The following is a 14,547-nucleotide window of genomic DNA, read 5'->3' on the forward strand; positions in this document are numbered from 1 at the left end:
AGGCGCGGGCATGACGCGCGGATGGGATAGCAGGACCAAGTGACCAGGAACATCGTGAACGTGACCCGTATCGGCCGCTCGGTCGCCGCTTTCGCTGCGCTGGCCGCCACCGCCGCGCTCGCCGCGCAGACGGTGAGCGACGGGCAGCAGGTGCCCGGCGCCAATCTGAACCTGCCGGGCAATCCGACCATCTTCGGCAAGGTCGATCCCAACATCCGCAAGCCGACCGCGATCGTCAACGACACGGTGCTGACCGGTACGGACGTGCACCAGCGCATGGCGCTGATCGTCGCGCTCAACGACTTCAAGCTGAGCGACGAGGACCGCGAGGTGCTGCGCGCGCAGGTCGTCCGGCAGCTGATCGACGAGACGCTGCAGATCCAGCAGGCGAAGTCGAAGGACATCACCGTCACGCCGCAGGAACTGGAACAGAGCTTCAACCGCCTCGCCAAGCAGCGTTTCCAGCGCACGCCGGACCAGTTGCGCGCCTATCTCCGCTCGGTCGGGTCGTCCGACCGGTCGCTGCGCCGCCAGATCGAGGGCGAGCTGGCGTGGAGCCGGTTGCTGCGCAAGCAGGTCGAGCCGTTCATCAACGTCGGCGAGGAAGAGGTCGCCGCGATCCAGAAGCGCCTCGAGGAATCGAAGGGCACCGCCGAATACAGCCTGCGCGAAATCTACATCTCCGCCACGCCCGACCGCGCGGGCGAGGTGCAGGCGGCGATGGGCAAGATCATCGAACAGATCCGCCAGGGCGCGCCGTTCGAGTATTTCGCGCGCAACTTCTCCGAAGCGTCGACCCGCGCGGTCGGCGGCGATCTCGGCTGGGTGCGGCTCAACATGCTGCCCGAACCGCTCTCGCGCGCGGCGCAGCAGATGCAGGTCGGCCAGATCGCCGGGCCGATCGAGGTGCCGGGCGGCTATTCGATCCTCTACCTCGCGGACAAGCGACAGGTGCTGACCGCCGATCCGCGCGACGCGCGCGTGGCGCTGCGCCAGCTTACCCTGCCCTTCCCGCCCGGCACCAGCCAGGCGCAGGCGACCGAGCGCGCCGCCGCCTTCGCCAAGGCTACCCAGGCGATCCGCGGTTGCGGCGACGCGACCAAGATCGCGCAGGCGCAGGCCGCCGAGGTGGTCGACAACGACTCGGTCGTGATCCGCAGCCTGCCGCCAGCACTTCAGGAGATCGTGCTGAAGCTGAACGTCGGACAGGCGACGCCGCCGTTCGGTTCGCCCAAGGACGGCATCCGCGTGCTGATCGTGTGCGGTCGCGACGATCCGCGCAGCGCGGGCATCCCCAGCGCCGACCAGATCCAGGAAGGGTTGCAGCAGGAGCGCGTCAACCTGCGCGCCCAGCGGATGATGCGCGACCTGCGGCGCGACGCGGTGATCGAATATCGCTGACATGACGGGCGCCGCGCTTCCGCCGCTGGCAGTATCGATGGGCGATCCTGCCGGGATCGGCCCGGAGATCATCGGCAAGGCATGGGCCGCGCGCGAACCCTATCGGCTGCCGTGCTTCTTCGCGGTCGGCGACGTGCGCGCGGTATCGGCGGTATGGGACGGCCCGGTCGAGCGGATCGACGATCCGCGCGACGCGGCGGCCGTGTTCGCCCGCGCGCTGCCGGTGGTGTCGGTGGTCGACGGCGGCACGATCGTGCCGGGGACGCCCGATATCGACGGCGCACGCTGCGCGCTGCAATCGCTCGAACTGGCGGCGGGGCTGGCCCGCTCCGATGCGGCGTCGGGGCTGGTGACGGGACCGGTGGCCAAGGGCGAGCTGTACCGTATCGGCTTCAGCTATCCGGGGCAGACCGAATTCGTCGCCGAACGCTGCGGCATCGCGCGGGAAAATGCGGTGATGATGCTGGCCGGGCCGACGCTGCGGGTGGTACCGATCACGATTCACGAGGCGGTGGCCGATGTGCCGCGCCTGCTCACCGTCGAACTGGTCGTCGCCCGCGCACGGGCCACGGCGCGCGGGCTGATGCAGGACTTCGGCATCGCCACGCCGCGCCTTGTCGTGGCGGGCCTCAATCCGCATGCGGGCGAAGGCGGCGCGATCGGGCGCGAGGAGATCGACGTGCTCGCCCCCGCGATCCGGCAGCTGCGCGAGGAGGGGCTCGATATCGTCGGGCCGCTGGCCGCCGACACGATGTTCCACCCGCGCGCGCGTGCCCGGTACGACGCGGCGCTGTGCCCGACGCACGACCAGGCGCTGATTCCGATCAAGACGCTGCATTTCGACGATGGGGTGAACATCACGCTGGGGCTGCCGATCGTGCGCACCTCGCCCGATCATGGCACCGCGTTCGACATCGCCGGCAAGGACCGCGCCGAGCCGGGCGCGATGATCGCCGCGATCCGCATGGCCGGGGAAGCCGCCGCCCGCCGCGCCGCCGTGCGATGAGCGTCGCCCCCGTCACGGACCTGCCGCCGCTGCGCGAGGTCATCCAGCGCCACGGCCTGTCGGCGAACAAGGCGCTGGGGCAGAATTTCCTGTTCGACCAGCAGCTGCTCGGCCGCATCGCCCGCGTGCCGGGCGACCTGCACGACGCCGAGGTGCTGGAGGTCGGCCCCGGTCCCGGCGGCCTGACCCGTGCGCTGCTGCTGGCCGGGGCGAAGGTTACGGCGATCGAGCGCGACCGGCGCTGCATCCCGGCGCTCGAGGAACTGGGCGCGGCGTTTCCCGGTCGGCTGCGGCTGATCGAGGGCGATGCGCTGGAGATCGACGCGCGCGCGCTGTTCGAGGGACAACCGCATATCGCCAGCAACCTGCCCTACAACGTCGGGACCGCGCTGTTCGTCGGCTGGCTGTCGGCGGACTGGGAGCCGTGGTGGCGGAGTCTGACGCTGATGTTCCAGCGTGAGGTCGCCGACCGGATCGTGGCGACCCCGAGCGACGACGCCTATGGGCGCCTCGCGGTCCTTGCCCAGTGGCGCAGCACCGCGCGGATCGCGATGCCGGTGCACCGCAGCGCCTTCACCCCCCCGCCCAAGGTCATGTCGGCGGTGGTCCATGTCGTGCCGACGCCTGCGCCCGAAGGCGTGCGGCTGCGCACGCTGGAGACGCTGACCGCCGCCGCGTTCGGACAACGGCGCAAGATGCTGCGCCAGAGCCTGAAGGGGGTGCCCGGCGCATTGGCGGCGGCGGAAGCGATCGGGATGGACCCGACCCGGCGCGCGGAGACGGTCGGCGTCGCCGAATTCGTCGCGCTGGCGCGGGCGCTGGGGTAGCGGGCCGCGCCCCCGACTTCCCGTTCGTCCCGAGCGAAGTCGAGGGACGGGCCCCGCGCGTCCCGCCCGGTGCCTCGACTGCGCTCGACACGAACGGTGGAAAGCAGGGTTGCGCCGCTACCGCAGGATCGCGAAGCGGGCGTTGACCCGCGCCTGGGTTTCGATCGGGCGCGGCTTGATCGCGATCTCGACCGGCGGGGGTGCGGGCGGTGCGGGCGGACCCGCCATGCGCGCGTTGGCGAGGCTGCCGTGCACGACGATCTCGTCGCCCGACGCATTCGGATCGCTGAGCGTGAGCAGATCGCCCAGCCGCACCCCCGCCCCCGTCGCGAGCGCTTCGGCCCGCGCGCGTGCGTCGGCGACGGCGGCGGCGGTCGCCCGGCGCAATGCCGACGCCCGGTCGCTCAGCTCGAACCCCTGCACCCGCGCATCCCGCGCGCCGAGCCGGGCCGCCAGACCGGCAGCGGTCGCCGCCTTGTCCACCGCCGGGGTCTTCACCGCACCGGAGAGGGTGGCGATATGGCCGATCACCGCACAGGCCCCCTCGCTGAGGCGCGGGCTGCGGTTATAGCCGTTGCCGTTGTCGCATTCGGGCGCACGCACCTCGATGATGCTGACCTCGCCCGCCGTCACCTCGGTATCGCGGCCGAGCAGGGTGCGCAGCCCGTCGCCGATCGCCCTGTTCTTCGCTGCCAGCGCGGCGCTGGCGGCATCGGCGGTCTTGCCCTCGCCGTTCACCCAATAGATCAGCCGTGCCCGGTCGGGCGGCGTGGAGACGGTGGCGGTGCCGACCACCTGGATGAACTGGATCCGATCCGGCGCGTCCTGCGCGGCGACCGGCGCGACGAGGAGCAGGGTTCCGATCGTCAGCGCCGTCCGCATCGTCATTCTCCCGAAAGCTCGTTACTGTTGCGTGGCGGGCGGCGTCCCCGGCACCGCGGCTGGGACCTGCTGCGCGGTGGCGGTCACCGGCGGCCCCTTGGCGATCACCGCCGCCAGTTCCCCCGCCGCCGGGCAGGTCGTGCCGCACACCTTCTGGAGCTTCGCCAGCGTCTCGCGTGCCTTGGTGACGGCGCCCTTCTGGACCAGCGCCTCGCCCTCGCCTTTCAGCGCGGCGACGTCATTGGGTTCGAGCGCCAGCGCCTCGCGGTACAGCCGGATCGCCTTGCCGGGCAGCCCCTGCCGCCCGGCGAGGTCGGCCAGCGCCACGAACGCCTGGCGGTTGCGCGGGTCGATCACCAGCGCGCTCTCGATCAGGCCCGTGGCGGTGGCCAGATCGCCCGCCGCTTGCGCCGCGCGCCCCTGTTGCAGCAGCGCCATCGAGCGCGGGTCGATCTGATTGTCCGGGCGCTGGCCGCTGAGCGACGTGCCGGCGCATACCAGCGCCAGCGCGGCTGCGACCGAAAGCGAGGTAAGGCGCATCAACATCTCCGGTGGTCCCGTCTCAGGCCGCCTGCCGCTGCCCGAGCCGCGCGACGAAGAAGCCGTCGGTCGAGTCATGGGCGGGCGTGAGGCGCATGCCCGGACCGTGGACGCGCCCGCGCGGCAATGCAAGCGGCAGCGCATGCCAGTCGCGCCGCCGGTCGAGGAACGCCGACACCTGCCCCGCCCCTTCCGCATCCAGCAGCGAGCAGACGACATAGATGACGGTCCCTTCCGGTCCGGCGAGATCGGCGGCGACGTCGAGCAACCGCGCCTGGGTCTGTACCACCCGCGCCAGCCGTTCGGGCGTCAGCCGCCAGCGCGCCTCCGGATTGCGTCGCCACGTACCGGTGCCCGAACAGGGCGCATCGACCATCACCCAGTCGGCCTGCCCCGCGACATCGGCCAGCATCGCCGCCTCCTTGCCCGGATCGATCAGCCGCGGCTCGGCGATCGTCACCCCGGCGCGCATGGCGCGCGGGAGCAGGCGCGAGAGGCGCGGACGATCGGTATCGGTGGCGAGGATGCGCCCCTCGCCCGCCATCTGCGCGGCGATCGCCAGCGTCTTGCCGCCGCCGCCCGCGCACAGGTCGATCGCGAAGCCGCCCGGTTCGGCGCAGGCGGCGAGCGAGACGATCTGGCTGCCGATATCCTGCACCTCGCCGCGCCCGTCGTGCAGGACGTCGCTGCCGTCGATCGCCGTGTCGGGGGCGAGGCGGATGGCGTCGGGCAGGTCGGGCGCGGGCGTGCCGCCGATCTCCGCCAGCACCGCGTCGCGCGTGGTGCGCAACCGGTTGACGCGGATGTCGAGCGGCGCGCGATCGAGCAGCGCCGCCGCCTCCGCCTCGTCCAGCCCGGACTCCGCAAAGGCCTTCAGCAACCATGCCGGGGCGATCGCCTCGGCTGCACGCGGCTCGTCGGATGCGATGGGCGGCGGGCCATAGGGCGCGCCGTTGAAGGTATCGGCCAATGCCGCGTCGTGGTCCGCCATGGCGACGATCGCCGCGCGGGCCGTCTCGGGCGGCTCGCCGAAGCGACGGACCGCATCATAGGCAAGGGTACGGATCGCGCGCCGGTCCTTCGACCCGGCATAGCGGCGGGCGGCGAAGAAGCGCTTGGCGACCTGATCCCCCGCCGCCCCGCCGGAGCGGGCCGCATCGAGGATCGCATCGACCAGATCGATCGCCGCCTGGGTCCGCGCCGCCGGTGTCATCGTCTTCCTTCCTGATAAACCGCGCGCGACGCTAACAACATAACATGGATCAATCCAGCGCGCGAAGGCTTCGACGTTGGTTCAAATCCGGCAGTCGCGCCGCGGCGACAGCCCCCAAAACGTCACTCCCGCGCAGGCGGGAGGCCATAAACGCCGATCTCGCGATTCCATTCGCAACGCCGGCGGCTATGGATTCCCGCCTGCGCGGGAATGACGACGATGCGTTATCCGTCCAACCCGTTACCGCGTCGGATAGTTCGGCGCTTCCCGCGTGATGGTCACGTCATGGACATGGCTTTCGCGCAGCCCCGCATTGGTGATGCGGACGAACCGCGCGCGTTCCTGCAAATCGGCGATGGTGTGCGACCCGGTATAGCCCATCGCCGCCTTGACCCCGCCGACCAGCTGGTGGATCACGTCCTTCGCCGGACCCTTGAACGCCACCTGCCCCTCGATCCCCTCGGGCACGAGCTTCAGCTGGTCCTTGATATCCTGCTGGAAATAGCGATCCGCCGACCCCTTGGCCATCGCACCGACCGACCCCATGCCGCGATAGCTCTTGTAGGCGCGGCCCTGGTACAGGAACGTCTCACCCGGTGCTTCCTCGGTACCCGCCAGCAGCGATCCGATCATCACCGCCGAAGCGCCCGCCGCCAGTGCCTTCGCCACGTCGCCCGAGGTGCGGATGCCGCCGTCGGCGATCACCGGCACGCCGCTGCCCGCCGCCGCCCTCGCCGCGTCCATCACCGCGGTCAGCTGCGGCACGCCCACGCCCGCCACGACGCGGGTGGTGCAGATCGAGCCCGGACCGATGCCGACCTTGATCCCGTCCGCGCCCGCATCGATCAGCGCGCGCGTCGCCTCGCCGGTGGCGACGTTGCCCGCAATCACCTGTACACCGGGCGCGATCGCCTTCACCCGCCGAACCGCTTCGGCGACTTGCCGGTTGTGGCCGTGCGCGGTGTCGATGACGATCAGGTCGCACTCCGCCTCGATCAGCGCCTCGGTCCGCTCGAAACCCTTCTCGCCGACCGTCGTGGCGGCGGCGACGCACAGGCGGCCCGCGCCGTCCTTGGTCGCGCTGGGATAGGTGACGGCCTTTTCGATGTCCTTGACGGTGATGAGGCCGACGCAGTGGTAGGCGTCGTCGACGACCAGCAGCTTCTCGATCCGGCGCTGGTGGAGCTGGCGGCGCGCTTCCTCCTGCGACACGCCGATGCGGACGGTGGCGAGGTTGTCGCGCGTCATCAGCTCGGCGACCGGCTGGTTCGGGTTCTCGGCAAAGCGCACGTCGCGGTTGGTCAGGATGCCGACCAGCCTGCCCGAACCCTCGACCACCGGGATGCCGCTGATCCGGTGGCGCTGCATCAGCGCGCGCGCGGCGGAGAGCGGGGCGTCGGCGGCGATGGTGATCGGGTTGACGACCATCCCGCTCTCGAACCGCTTGACCGCGCGCACCGCCGCGGTCTGTTCCTCGATCGTCAGGTTGCGGTGGAGCACGCCGATCCCGCCCAGTTGCGCCATGACGATCGCCATGTCCGCCTCGGTCACGGTGTCCATCGCCGACGACAGGAACGGGATGTTCAGTGCCAGATCGCGCGCGACGCGGGTGCGCGGATCGGCCTGGCTGGGCAGCACGTCGGATTCCTGCGGAACCAGCAGCACGTCGTCGAAGGTGAGGCCGAGGGTAATGTCCATGGATGTCGCTTCTTTACTTGCTCTGGGTGGCCGGGGCGGCGGCGGGGGTGGGATAGCGGGCGGGATCGGCGAGCGCGCGGGCGAGCGCCACATGCAGGTCGGCATCTTCCGCCGCGCCGGTCAGGTCGATGTTCGACAGGTCGTCGTTCGGCTTGTGATACGGCCCGTCGAGATAGGCGAAGAGGCGCTTCATGTCGCTGACCGATCCGGTGGCCATCACGGCGGGGATGCCGCGCTTGCCGAACGCCCAGCCGTCCTGTCGCTGGACCATGATGTTCGCCTCGGTATCGGTATCCACGCCGCGACCGATCGCGCGCGCGGTCTGGTCGACGATCGCGTCGATCGCCGGGTGGTTGCCACGCCCGACCATCGCCACCGGCATGCCCTTCGGCACGATTGCCGAGGTATCGATGTTGAGGTTGGCGACGATCTTCAGCGGGGTTTCGGCGACGGCCGCGGCATAGGCGTCGGCGCCGATCAGGCCCTTTTCCTCCGAAGTGGTCGCGACGAAATAGACGCTGCGCTTGGGCGGGGCCTGCTTCGCCAGCACCTTCGCCACCTCGATCAGGATCGCGGTGCCGCTGGCATTGTCCGCCGCGCCGTTGCAGATGCGGTCGGGCGCGCCCTCGGGGCGGCAGATGCCGATATGATCCCAATGCGCCGAGAGGAGCACCGCCTCGTCCGGGCGCTCGCTGCCCGGGATCATGCCGACGATGTTGGCGGTGGTATAGCGGCGCGCGGTGCCGGTCGCGGCGATGTCGATCGTCGCATTGCCCGGCACCGGGCGGAAGCCGGGCGCGATCGCCGCCTTGCGCAGGTCCGCCGCGCTCTGGCCGAGCAGCAGCGGGGCGAGATCGGCGGGAACGATCCCGCTGAAGCCCGGCCGGACGACCGGGCCGGAGAGGGTAAGGTGCGAATAGGCTTCGGCGATATCGGTCCACGGGGCGGTCGCGGGCGCGATCGTCAGCACGCCGACGACCCCCGCCGCCTGCAACGCCGCATTGCGCTCGGCGGGGGGAACGGCAGGCGCGTCGGGAGCGGTACCGCCGATCACGACCGCCACGGCCCCTTTCAGATCGGTACCGCGCAACTGGTCGGGCGCGCCGCGACCGACGAACACCAGCGGCGCGCCGGTGATCGCCGTACGGGGCGTCAGGCCCACGCCCGCGATCTGGCTGGCGGCGAGCGCGACCGGCTTGCCGCCGCGCGTGACGGTCGCGCCGATCGTCGCGGCGCGATACTCCGCCATCTGCACCTCCTGTCGCCAGCGCCCGTCCGGCGCGCCCGGCTTCAGCCCGGCGGCGGCGAACGCCTGCAACACATAGGCCTCGGCCCGCTCGCCCCCGGCGGTGCCGGGTTCGCGCCCCTCATAGGCGTCGCTGGCCAGCACGGCGACATGGCCACGCAGGTCGGCAGGGGTGATCGTCTGGGCGGAGGCGGCGGTCGAGGCCAGCAGGGCAACGACGGCGGCGGAGATCGTGCGGTGCGACATGCGCCCCACTATCGAAGCGAATCGTGACGGGCAAGCGTCAACGCGCGCGTTCGATCAACCGCCGCGCCGTTTCCACGTGGAGATCCTCGACCATCGTGTCGCGGAAGCGTTCGGCACCCCCGGTCGCGGCGGCGACCAGCGCCCGCGCCTCGGCCAGTTCGGCCTCGCCGGGGCCGAAGGCGGCGTTGGCGACTGCGACCTGATCGGGATGGATCAGCGACTTGCCGTCGAACCCCAGCGCCCGGCCCTCGGCACATTCGCGCGCCAGCCCGTCCGGATCGGCGAGCGCGTTATACACCCCGTCGATCGCCCAACCGCCCGCCGCGCGCGCCGCCAGCACTACCATCCGGAGCGAGAGCGAGAGCGCCGCGCGCGGATTCCCCGGCGGCAGGCGCAGCGTCGCGGCCAGATCGTTGGTGCCGATCATCAGCCCGACGACTCCGGCTGCGGCGGCGACGGCAGGCGCGGCCAGAATACCCCTCGGCGTCTCGACCATCGGCAGCAGCCGTCGCCCGGCCAGCGGCGCGAGGGTGGCGGCATCCTCGACCTTGGGCACGACCAGCAGCACGTCGCGCGTCGCCACCGCCGCAAGGTCGTGCGCCGCCTGTGCCGTGTCGAGCGCGTTGATCCGCACCCCCGCCGCCCGGTCGCCGAGCAGCGCCAGCGACTCCGCCAGCGCGGCGCGTGCGGCATCCTTCTCGTCGGCGCGCACCGCATCCTCGAGGTCGAGGACGATCAGGTCGGCGGCCAGCCCCGCCGCCTTGGCGATCATGCGCGGGCGCGATGCGGGAACGAACAGCAGCGATCGGGGGGGAAGGGCTTGGTCCATGGCCATGCTATGCTAGGTTGCACCCGATAGAGGCAAGGCAGGAGACGATGCGATGTTGCTGGGCGTGATCGCAGGGCTGGTCCTGCTGGTGCTGCTGTACCTGTTCGCGAGCGTGAAGATCGTGAACCAGGGGTTTCAATATACGATCGAGCATTTCGGCCGCTTCACCGCGGTCGCGCGGCCGGGGTTCAACTTCTACCCGGCGTTCTTCTATCGCGTGGGTCGCAAGATCAACATGATGGAGCAGGTCATCGATATCCCGGGGCAGGAGATCATCACCCGCGACAATGCGATGGTGTCGACCGACGGCGTGGTGTTCTTCCAGGTGCTCGATCCCGCCAAGGCGGCCTATGAGGTGTCCGACCTGTACGTCGCGCTCCAGCAGATCACGACCACCAACCTGCGCACGGTCATGGGATCGATGGACCTCGACGAGACGCTGTCGAAGCGCGACGAGATCAACGCGCGGCTGCTGGGCGTCGTCGATCATGCGACCAACCCGTGGGGGGTGAAGATCACCCGCGTCGAGATCAAGGACATCCGCCCGCCTGCCGACATCGTCAACGCGATGGGCCGCCAGATGAAGGCCGAGCGCGAGAAGCGCGCCAACATCCTCGAGGCCGAAGGCGCCCGCGCCTCCGAAATCCTGCGCGCCGAAGGGCAGAAGCAGGCGCGCATCCTCGAGGCCGAGGGGCGTCGTGAGTCGGCGTTCCGCGATTCGGAAGCGCGCGAACGCGCCGCCGAGGCGGAGGCGAAGGCGACGCAGGTCGTCAGCGACGCGATCGAGGCGGGGGGCACGCAGGCGATCAACTATTTCATCGCCCAGAAATATGTCGAGGCGGTCGGCAAGTTCGCCACCAGCCCCAATGCCAAGACGATCCTGTTCCCCGTAGAGGCGACGCAGCTGATCGGGACGCTGGGCGGCATCGGCCAGCTTGCCAAGGAAGCGATGGGCGATACCGCGCCGACGCCGCCCAGGCCGACGCCGACGACCCGCAGCGTGCCTTCGACCGGCGGCACCGAGCGCCCGGCCGGTCCGTTCGACCGATGATCGACGGCGGGTACCTCTGGCTGTTGCTGGCGGTCGCGCTGGGCGTGGCCGAACTGGTGGTGCCGGGCGTGTTCCTCGTGTTCGTCGCGCTGGCGGCGGCGATCACCGGGTTGCTCGCGCTGCTGTTCCCCGAACTGACGCTGCCGGTCGAACTGGCGGTGTTCGGCGCGTGGAGCGTGGTGACGGTGCTGGTCGGGCGGCGCTGGTATGCCGACTATCCGGTCGAGAGCGCCGACCCCCTCCTCAACGATCGCGGCGCACGACTGATCGGACAGGAAGTGGTGGTGATCGTCGCGATCGAGCATGGTCATGGCCGGGTGCGCGTCGGCGACAGCGAATGGATCGCGCGCGGCCCGGACCTGCCCGCAGGTCGCCGGGTGCGGATCACCGGGGTCAGCGGCGCGGTGGTGCAGGTCGCCCCCGCCGATTGACGCGGGGCGTCCGGCGGACAAGTATCGCCGCGAACGATCTTGCCCGAAGGAACCCGCATGGACCTCACCCGCCGCGACCTGATCGCCGGTGCCGCCGCATCGACGCTTGCCGCTGCGCTCCCCGCCCGCGCACAGACCGCCGCCAAGGCCGCAGGCACCCCGGGGGATCGCGCGGCGGAGGCCAAGCTGACCGCCATCGCGGAAAGCTGGTTGCAGGATTCGCCCGAGAGCGCGACCGGCCTCGGAATCGATACCGGCAGGCGGGCGGCGCTGAAATCAAGGCTTGGCGATCGGTCGGCGGCGGGGCAGCGGCGGCTGGCCGAACATCTGCGGGCGCATGTCGCGACATTGCAGGCGATGGACCTCGACGCCTTGTCGCCGTCGACCCGTACCGACGTGGACGTGGTACGCACCGCATTCGAGACCGCGCTCGACGGCTTCGCCCTGCCCTATGGCGACGTGGCGGTCGGCGGGTGGCGCAACACCCCTTATGTGGTGATCCAGAACGTCGGAGCGTATCTCGACGTGCCGCGCTTCCTCGACAGCGACCACACCATCGCGACCAAGGCCGACGCCGACGCCTATCTGGCGCGGCTGGACAGCTATGCCGCGCAACTGGACGGCGAGACCGGGCGGATGCGCGCGGCATCGGCGATGGGCGTGGTCGCCCCCGACTTCCTGCTCGACAAGACGCTGGTGCAGCTCGCCAAGTCGCGCGAGGGCGATCCGGCAGGCTGGGACATCGTGACCTCGCTCGCCCGGCGGACGAAGGACATTCCGGGCGACTGGACCGCCCGCGCCACCGCCATCGCCCGCGACAAGGTGGGTCCGGCGCTCGACCGGCAGATCGCGGCGGTACGTGCCGACCGGGCGAAGGCCACGTCGGACGCGGGCATGTGGGCGCGTCCGCAGGGCGACCGCTGGTACGCATGGGCGCTGCGCGCCTCCACCACCACGCCGCTGACCCCCGACGAAGTGCACGCACAGGGCCGCGACGAACTGGCGCGGTTGCAGGGGCAGATGGACCCGATCCTGCGCAAGCTCGGCTATACGCAGGGATCGGTCGGCGAACGGATGACCGCGCTCGGCAAGGACCCGCGCTTCGTGTTTCCCGACGGCGATGCCGGACGGGCGCAGATCATGGCGCTGGTGCAGAACCGCCTCGCCGATATCCGCGCCCGCATGCCGCGCGCGTTCAACACGCTGGCGCCGGGCAATGTCGAGGTGAAGCGCATCCCCCCGGTCGAGGAAGCGGGCGCGCCCGGCGCATACGGCGGCGCGGGATCGATCGACGGCAAGACGCCGGGCCGCATGTGGATCAACCTGCGCACCACCGGCATCTGGACCCGCTATTCGCTGCCGACTCTGGTGTATCACGAGGCGATCCCCGGCCATGTGTGGCAGGGCGAATATACCTTCCGCCTGCCGCTGATCCGCTCGCTGATGGGGTTCAACGCCTTTTCGGAAGGCTGGGCGCTCTATGCCGAGCAGCTGGGCGACGAGCTGGGCGCCTATGACGGCGATCCCGTCGGGCGGCTGGGCTATCTCCAGTCGCTGGCGTTCCGCGCCTGCCGGATGGTGGTGGACACCGGGCTGCATGCGAAGCGCTGGACGCGGCAACAGGCGATCGACTGGTTCGCCGCCACCAACGGATCGAGCGTCGACGAGGTGTCGGGCGAGGTCGATCGCTACTGCTCATGGCCGGGGCAGGCCTGCGGCTACAAGGTCGGCCATTCGGAGATCGTCCGCCTGCGCGAGAAGGCGAAGGCGGCGCTGGGACCGCGCTACGACTTCAAGGCGTTCAACGATCTGGTCGTGCAGGGCGGCGGGGTGCCGATGACGGTGCTCGGCCGCAACGTCGATGCGTTCATCGCGGCGAAGAAGGGGTAACGCGGCCTTTGTCGGGTTGAAACTACCGACCGTTCGTGTCGAGCGAGGTCGAGACACGCTGCAATGCGCTTGCGGCACGTCCCTCGACTTCGCTCGGGACGAACGGGATCGGTCAGTCGGTATCCGTCACCACCAGCCGCCGCTTCGGCAGCGCCTCGGGCATCTCGTCGCGGATATACGCCAGCATCCCCTCGCGCAGCGAGCAGCGCAGGTCGAACGCGCGCGCCGCGTCCGATGCGGTGGCGAGGATGCGGACCTCGATCGCGTCGGGCTTGGTATCCGTCACCTGCAACACGAACGCGCGCCCGTCCCACAGCGGATCGGCCTGCACCAGTTCCTCGAACTTCGCGCGCAGCCGGGGGATGTTCGTCGTCGGATCGAGCCAGAAGAACGCCGATCCCAGGAGCCCGCTGGTGGTCCGCGTCCAGTTCTCGAAGCTCGATTCGAGGAACTTCGACACCGGCACCACCAGCCGCCGCTCGTCCCAGATGCGCACGACGACATAGGTCAGGCGGATCTCCTCGATCCGGCCCCATTCCTTTTCGATGATGACCACGTCGTCGATGCGGATCGGTTCGGTGAACGCCATCTGCACGCCCGCGATGATGTTCTTGAGCGCAGGCTGCGCCGCCGCGCCGACCGCAAGGCCTGCCAGACCGGCGGAAGCCATCAGCGTGACGCCGATCGAGCGGATCGACGGGATCGACAGCAGCATCAGGCACACGGTGACGAACCCGATCGCGATCACCGCGATCCGCCCGAGGATCACGCTGCGCGTCCGCCGCCTGCGCGCCAGCAGATTGTCGGCGACGGTGATGTCGGCGGCGATCTCCACCGCCTTCACCGACGCGCGGATCATCGCGATCGCGAACCAGCCCATCAGCAGCGGCACGACCAGCCCGGCGGCCTGCGTCCACAGATCGTCCCAGCGATCGGGCAGGCGCAGCGGACGGCGCACGCTGGCCAGCGCCATCGCCACGAGGATCCAGCGCATCGGCCGCCACGCATGCGCGACATAGGTGTCGTCCACCGATCCGGGCGTGCGCGCCGCCAGCCGCCTGAGGATGCGAAAGGCTACGCCGTGCAGGATCAACGCCAGCAGCACCGCGACGGCGATCGTCGCCAGATCGGCGGCGGCAGGCGGCAGGTTGCGGAGGATTCGTTCGATGTCGCGCATGCGCGATGCAACTTGCCGCACCGCAGCATGTTCCCGGTTTCACCCGTTCCGCTTGGCTTTCGATCTCTGAACGGCTAGGTTGTCGCGCAACAGAAACATTCCCCGAAAGC

Annotated in this window: 13 protein-coding genes; 6 read left to right on the forward strand and 7 right to left on the reverse strand. The window is 70.4% G+C overall.

Annotation, left to right across the window (positions count from 1 at the left end; genetic code table 11):
* Nucleotides 1–39: 39 nt before the first annotated feature.
* Genes ABLE43_RS13930 through rsmA form a run of 3 tightly spaced genes read left to right on the forward strand, consistent with a single transcriptional unit; the run spans nt 40 to nt 3,234 of the window.
* Nucleotides 40–1,401 (forward strand): peptidylprolyl isomerase, encoded by a 1,362-nt coding sequence (locus ABLE43_RS13930; protein WP_348979039.1) that lies wholly within the window; start codon nt 40–42, stop codon nt 1,399–1,401.
* A gap of 1 nt (nt 1,402) precedes the next feature.
* Nucleotides 1,403–2,407, forward strand: coding sequence for a 4-hydroxythreonine-4-phosphate dehydrogenase PdxA (gene pdxA, locus ABLE43_RS13935; RefSeq protein ID WP_348979040.1), 1,005 nt, complete (start codon nt 1,403–1,405; stop codon nt 2,405–2,407).
* Entirely contained in the window at nt 2,404–3,234 is an 831-nt protein-coding gene (rsmA, locus tag ABLE43_RS13940; protein ID WP_348979041.1) for a 16S rRNA (adenine(1518)-N(6)/adenine(1519)-N(6))-dimethyltransferase RsmA, read from the forward strand. The genes pdxA and rsmA overlap by 4 nt, the downstream gene beginning before the upstream one ends.
* 117 nt (nt 3,235–3,351) lie before the next feature.
* Here the strand turns inward: rsmA and ABLE43_RS13945 are convergent, their stop codons facing one another.
* From ABLE43_RS13945 to ABLE43_RS13970, 6 genes are all read right to left on the reverse strand, one after another.
* Nucleotides 3,352–4,122, reverse strand: coding sequence for an SIMPL domain-containing protein (locus ABLE43_RS13945; RefSeq protein WP_348979042.1), 771 nt, complete (start codon nt 4,120–4,122; stop codon nt 3,352–3,354).
* 15 nt (nt 4,123–4,137) lie between these two features.
* Nucleotides 4,138–4,656, reverse strand: a complete 519-nt coding sequence (locus ABLE43_RS13950; RefSeq protein WP_348979043.1) for a tetratricopeptide repeat protein — start codon at nt 4,654–4,656, stop codon at nt 4,138–4,140.
* A 22-nt stretch (nt 4,657–4,678) separates the two neighbouring features.
* Nucleotides 4,679–5,869: an RsmB/NOP family class I SAM-dependent RNA methyltransferase gene (locus tag ABLE43_RS13955; protein WP_348979044.1), complete on the reverse strand. Its 1,191-nt coding sequence runs from the start codon at nt 5,867–5,869 to the stop codon at nt 4,679–4,681.
* Between the two features lie 240 nt (nt 5,870–6,109).
* Nucleotides 6,110–7,567 carry an IMP dehydrogenase gene (guaB, locus tag ABLE43_RS13960; protein WP_348979045.1) on the reverse strand — a complete coding sequence of 486 codons (1,458 nt, stop codon included), beginning with the start codon at nt 7,565–7,567 and terminating at the stop codon, nt 6,110–6,112.
* Between the two features lie 13 nt (nt 7,568–7,580).
* A complete protein-coding gene (locus ABLE43_RS13965) occupies nt 7,581–9,059 on the reverse strand; it encodes a M28 family peptidase (protein WP_348979046.1) in 1,479 nt (492 codons plus the stop codon).
* Nucleotides 9,060–9,096: 37 nt separating this feature from the next.
* Entirely contained in the window at nt 9,097–9,888 is a 792-nt protein-coding gene (locus ABLE43_RS13970; protein WP_348979047.1) for an HpcH/HpaI aldolase/citrate lyase family protein, read from the reverse strand.
* 52 nt (nt 9,889–9,940) lie between these two features.
* Here ABLE43_RS13970 and ABLE43_RS13975 point away from each other — a divergent pair, with 52 nt between their 5' ends.
* The 3 genes from ABLE43_RS13975 to ABLE43_RS13985 are packed head-to-tail and all read left to right on the forward strand — an operon-like array spanning nt 9,941 to nt 13,260.
* Nucleotides 9,941–10,939 (forward strand): SPFH domain-containing protein, encoded by a 999-nt coding sequence (locus tag ABLE43_RS13975; RefSeq protein WP_348979048.1) that lies wholly within the window; start codon nt 9,941–9,943, stop codon nt 10,937–10,939.
* Nucleotides 10,936–11,370: an NfeD family protein gene (locus ABLE43_RS13980; RefSeq protein ID WP_348979049.1), complete on the forward strand. Its 435-nt coding sequence runs from the start codon at nt 10,936–10,938 to the stop codon at nt 11,368–11,370. The genes ABLE43_RS13975 and ABLE43_RS13980 overlap by 4 nt, the downstream gene beginning before the upstream one ends.
* 57 nt (nt 11,371–11,427) lie before the next feature.
* Nucleotides 11,428–13,260, forward strand: a complete 1,833-nt coding sequence (locus ABLE43_RS13985; RefSeq protein ID WP_348979050.1) for a DUF885 domain-containing protein — start codon at nt 11,428–11,430, stop codon at nt 13,258–13,260.
* Between the two features lie 112 nt (nt 13,261–13,372).
* On the opposite strand, the gene ABLE43_RS13990 is transcribed toward ABLE43_RS13985, so the two are convergent.
* Nucleotides 13,373–14,437, reverse strand: a complete 1,065-nt coding sequence (locus ABLE43_RS13990) for a mechanosensitive ion channel family protein (RefSeq protein ID WP_348979051.1) — start codon at nt 14,435–14,437, stop codon at nt 13,373–13,375.
* Nucleotides 14,438–14,547 lie beyond the last annotated feature (110 nt).

Source organism: Sphingomonas silueang (assembly GCF_040049155.1).
GTDB lineage: Bacteria > Pseudomonadota > Alphaproteobacteria > Sphingomonadales > Sphingomonadaceae > Sphingomonas > Sphingomonas silueang.

Excerpts from the sequence above, each read along its gene's own strand:
- guaB (WP_348979045.1), bottom strand. The coding sequence starts at position 7,567 with ATGGACATTACCCTCGGCCTCACCTTCGACGACGTGCTGCTGGTTCCG.
- ABLE43_RS13985 (WP_348979050.1), top strand. The coding sequence starts at position 11,428 with ATGGACCTCACCCGCCGCGACCTGATCGCCGGTGCCGCCGCATCGACG.
- ABLE43_RS13950 (WP_348979043.1), bottom strand. The coding sequence starts at position 4,656 with ATGCGCCTTACCTCGCTTTCGGTCGCAGCCGCGCTGGCGCTGGTATGC.
- ABLE43_RS13990 (WP_348979051.1), bottom strand. The coding sequence starts at position 14,437 with ATGCGCGACATCGAACGAATCCTCCGCAACCTGCCGCCTGCCGCCGCC.
- ABLE43_RS13945 (WP_348979042.1), bottom strand. The coding sequence starts at position 4,122 with ATGACGATGCGGACGGCGCTGACGATCGGAACCCTGCTCCTCGTCGCG.
- ABLE43_RS13965 (WP_348979046.1), bottom strand. The coding sequence starts at position 9,059 with ATGTCGCACCGCACGATCTCCGCCGCCGTCGTTGCCCTGCTGGCCTCG.
- ABLE43_RS13975 (WP_348979048.1), top strand. The coding sequence starts at position 9,941 with ATGTTGCTGGGCGTGATCGCAGGGCTGGTCCTGCTGGTGCTGCTGTAC.
- ABLE43_RS13970 (WP_348979047.1), bottom strand. The coding sequence starts at position 9,888 with ATGGACCAAGCCCTTCCCCCCCGATCGCTGCTGTTCGTTCCCGCATCG.
- ABLE43_RS13980 (WP_348979049.1), top strand. The coding sequence starts at position 10,936 with ATGATCGACGGCGGGTACCTCTGGCTGTTGCTGGCGGTCGCGCTGGGC.
- pdxA (WP_348979040.1), top strand. The coding sequence starts at position 1,403 with ATGACGGGCGCCGCGCTTCCGCCGCTGGCAGTATCGATGGGCGATCCT.
- rsmA (WP_348979041.1), top strand. The coding sequence starts at position 2,404 with ATGAGCGTCGCCCCCGTCACGGACCTGCCGCCGCTGCGCGAGGTCATC.
- ABLE43_RS13955 (WP_348979044.1), bottom strand. The coding sequence starts at position 5,869 with ATGACACCGGCGGCGCGGACCCAGGCGGCGATCGATCTGGTCGATGCG.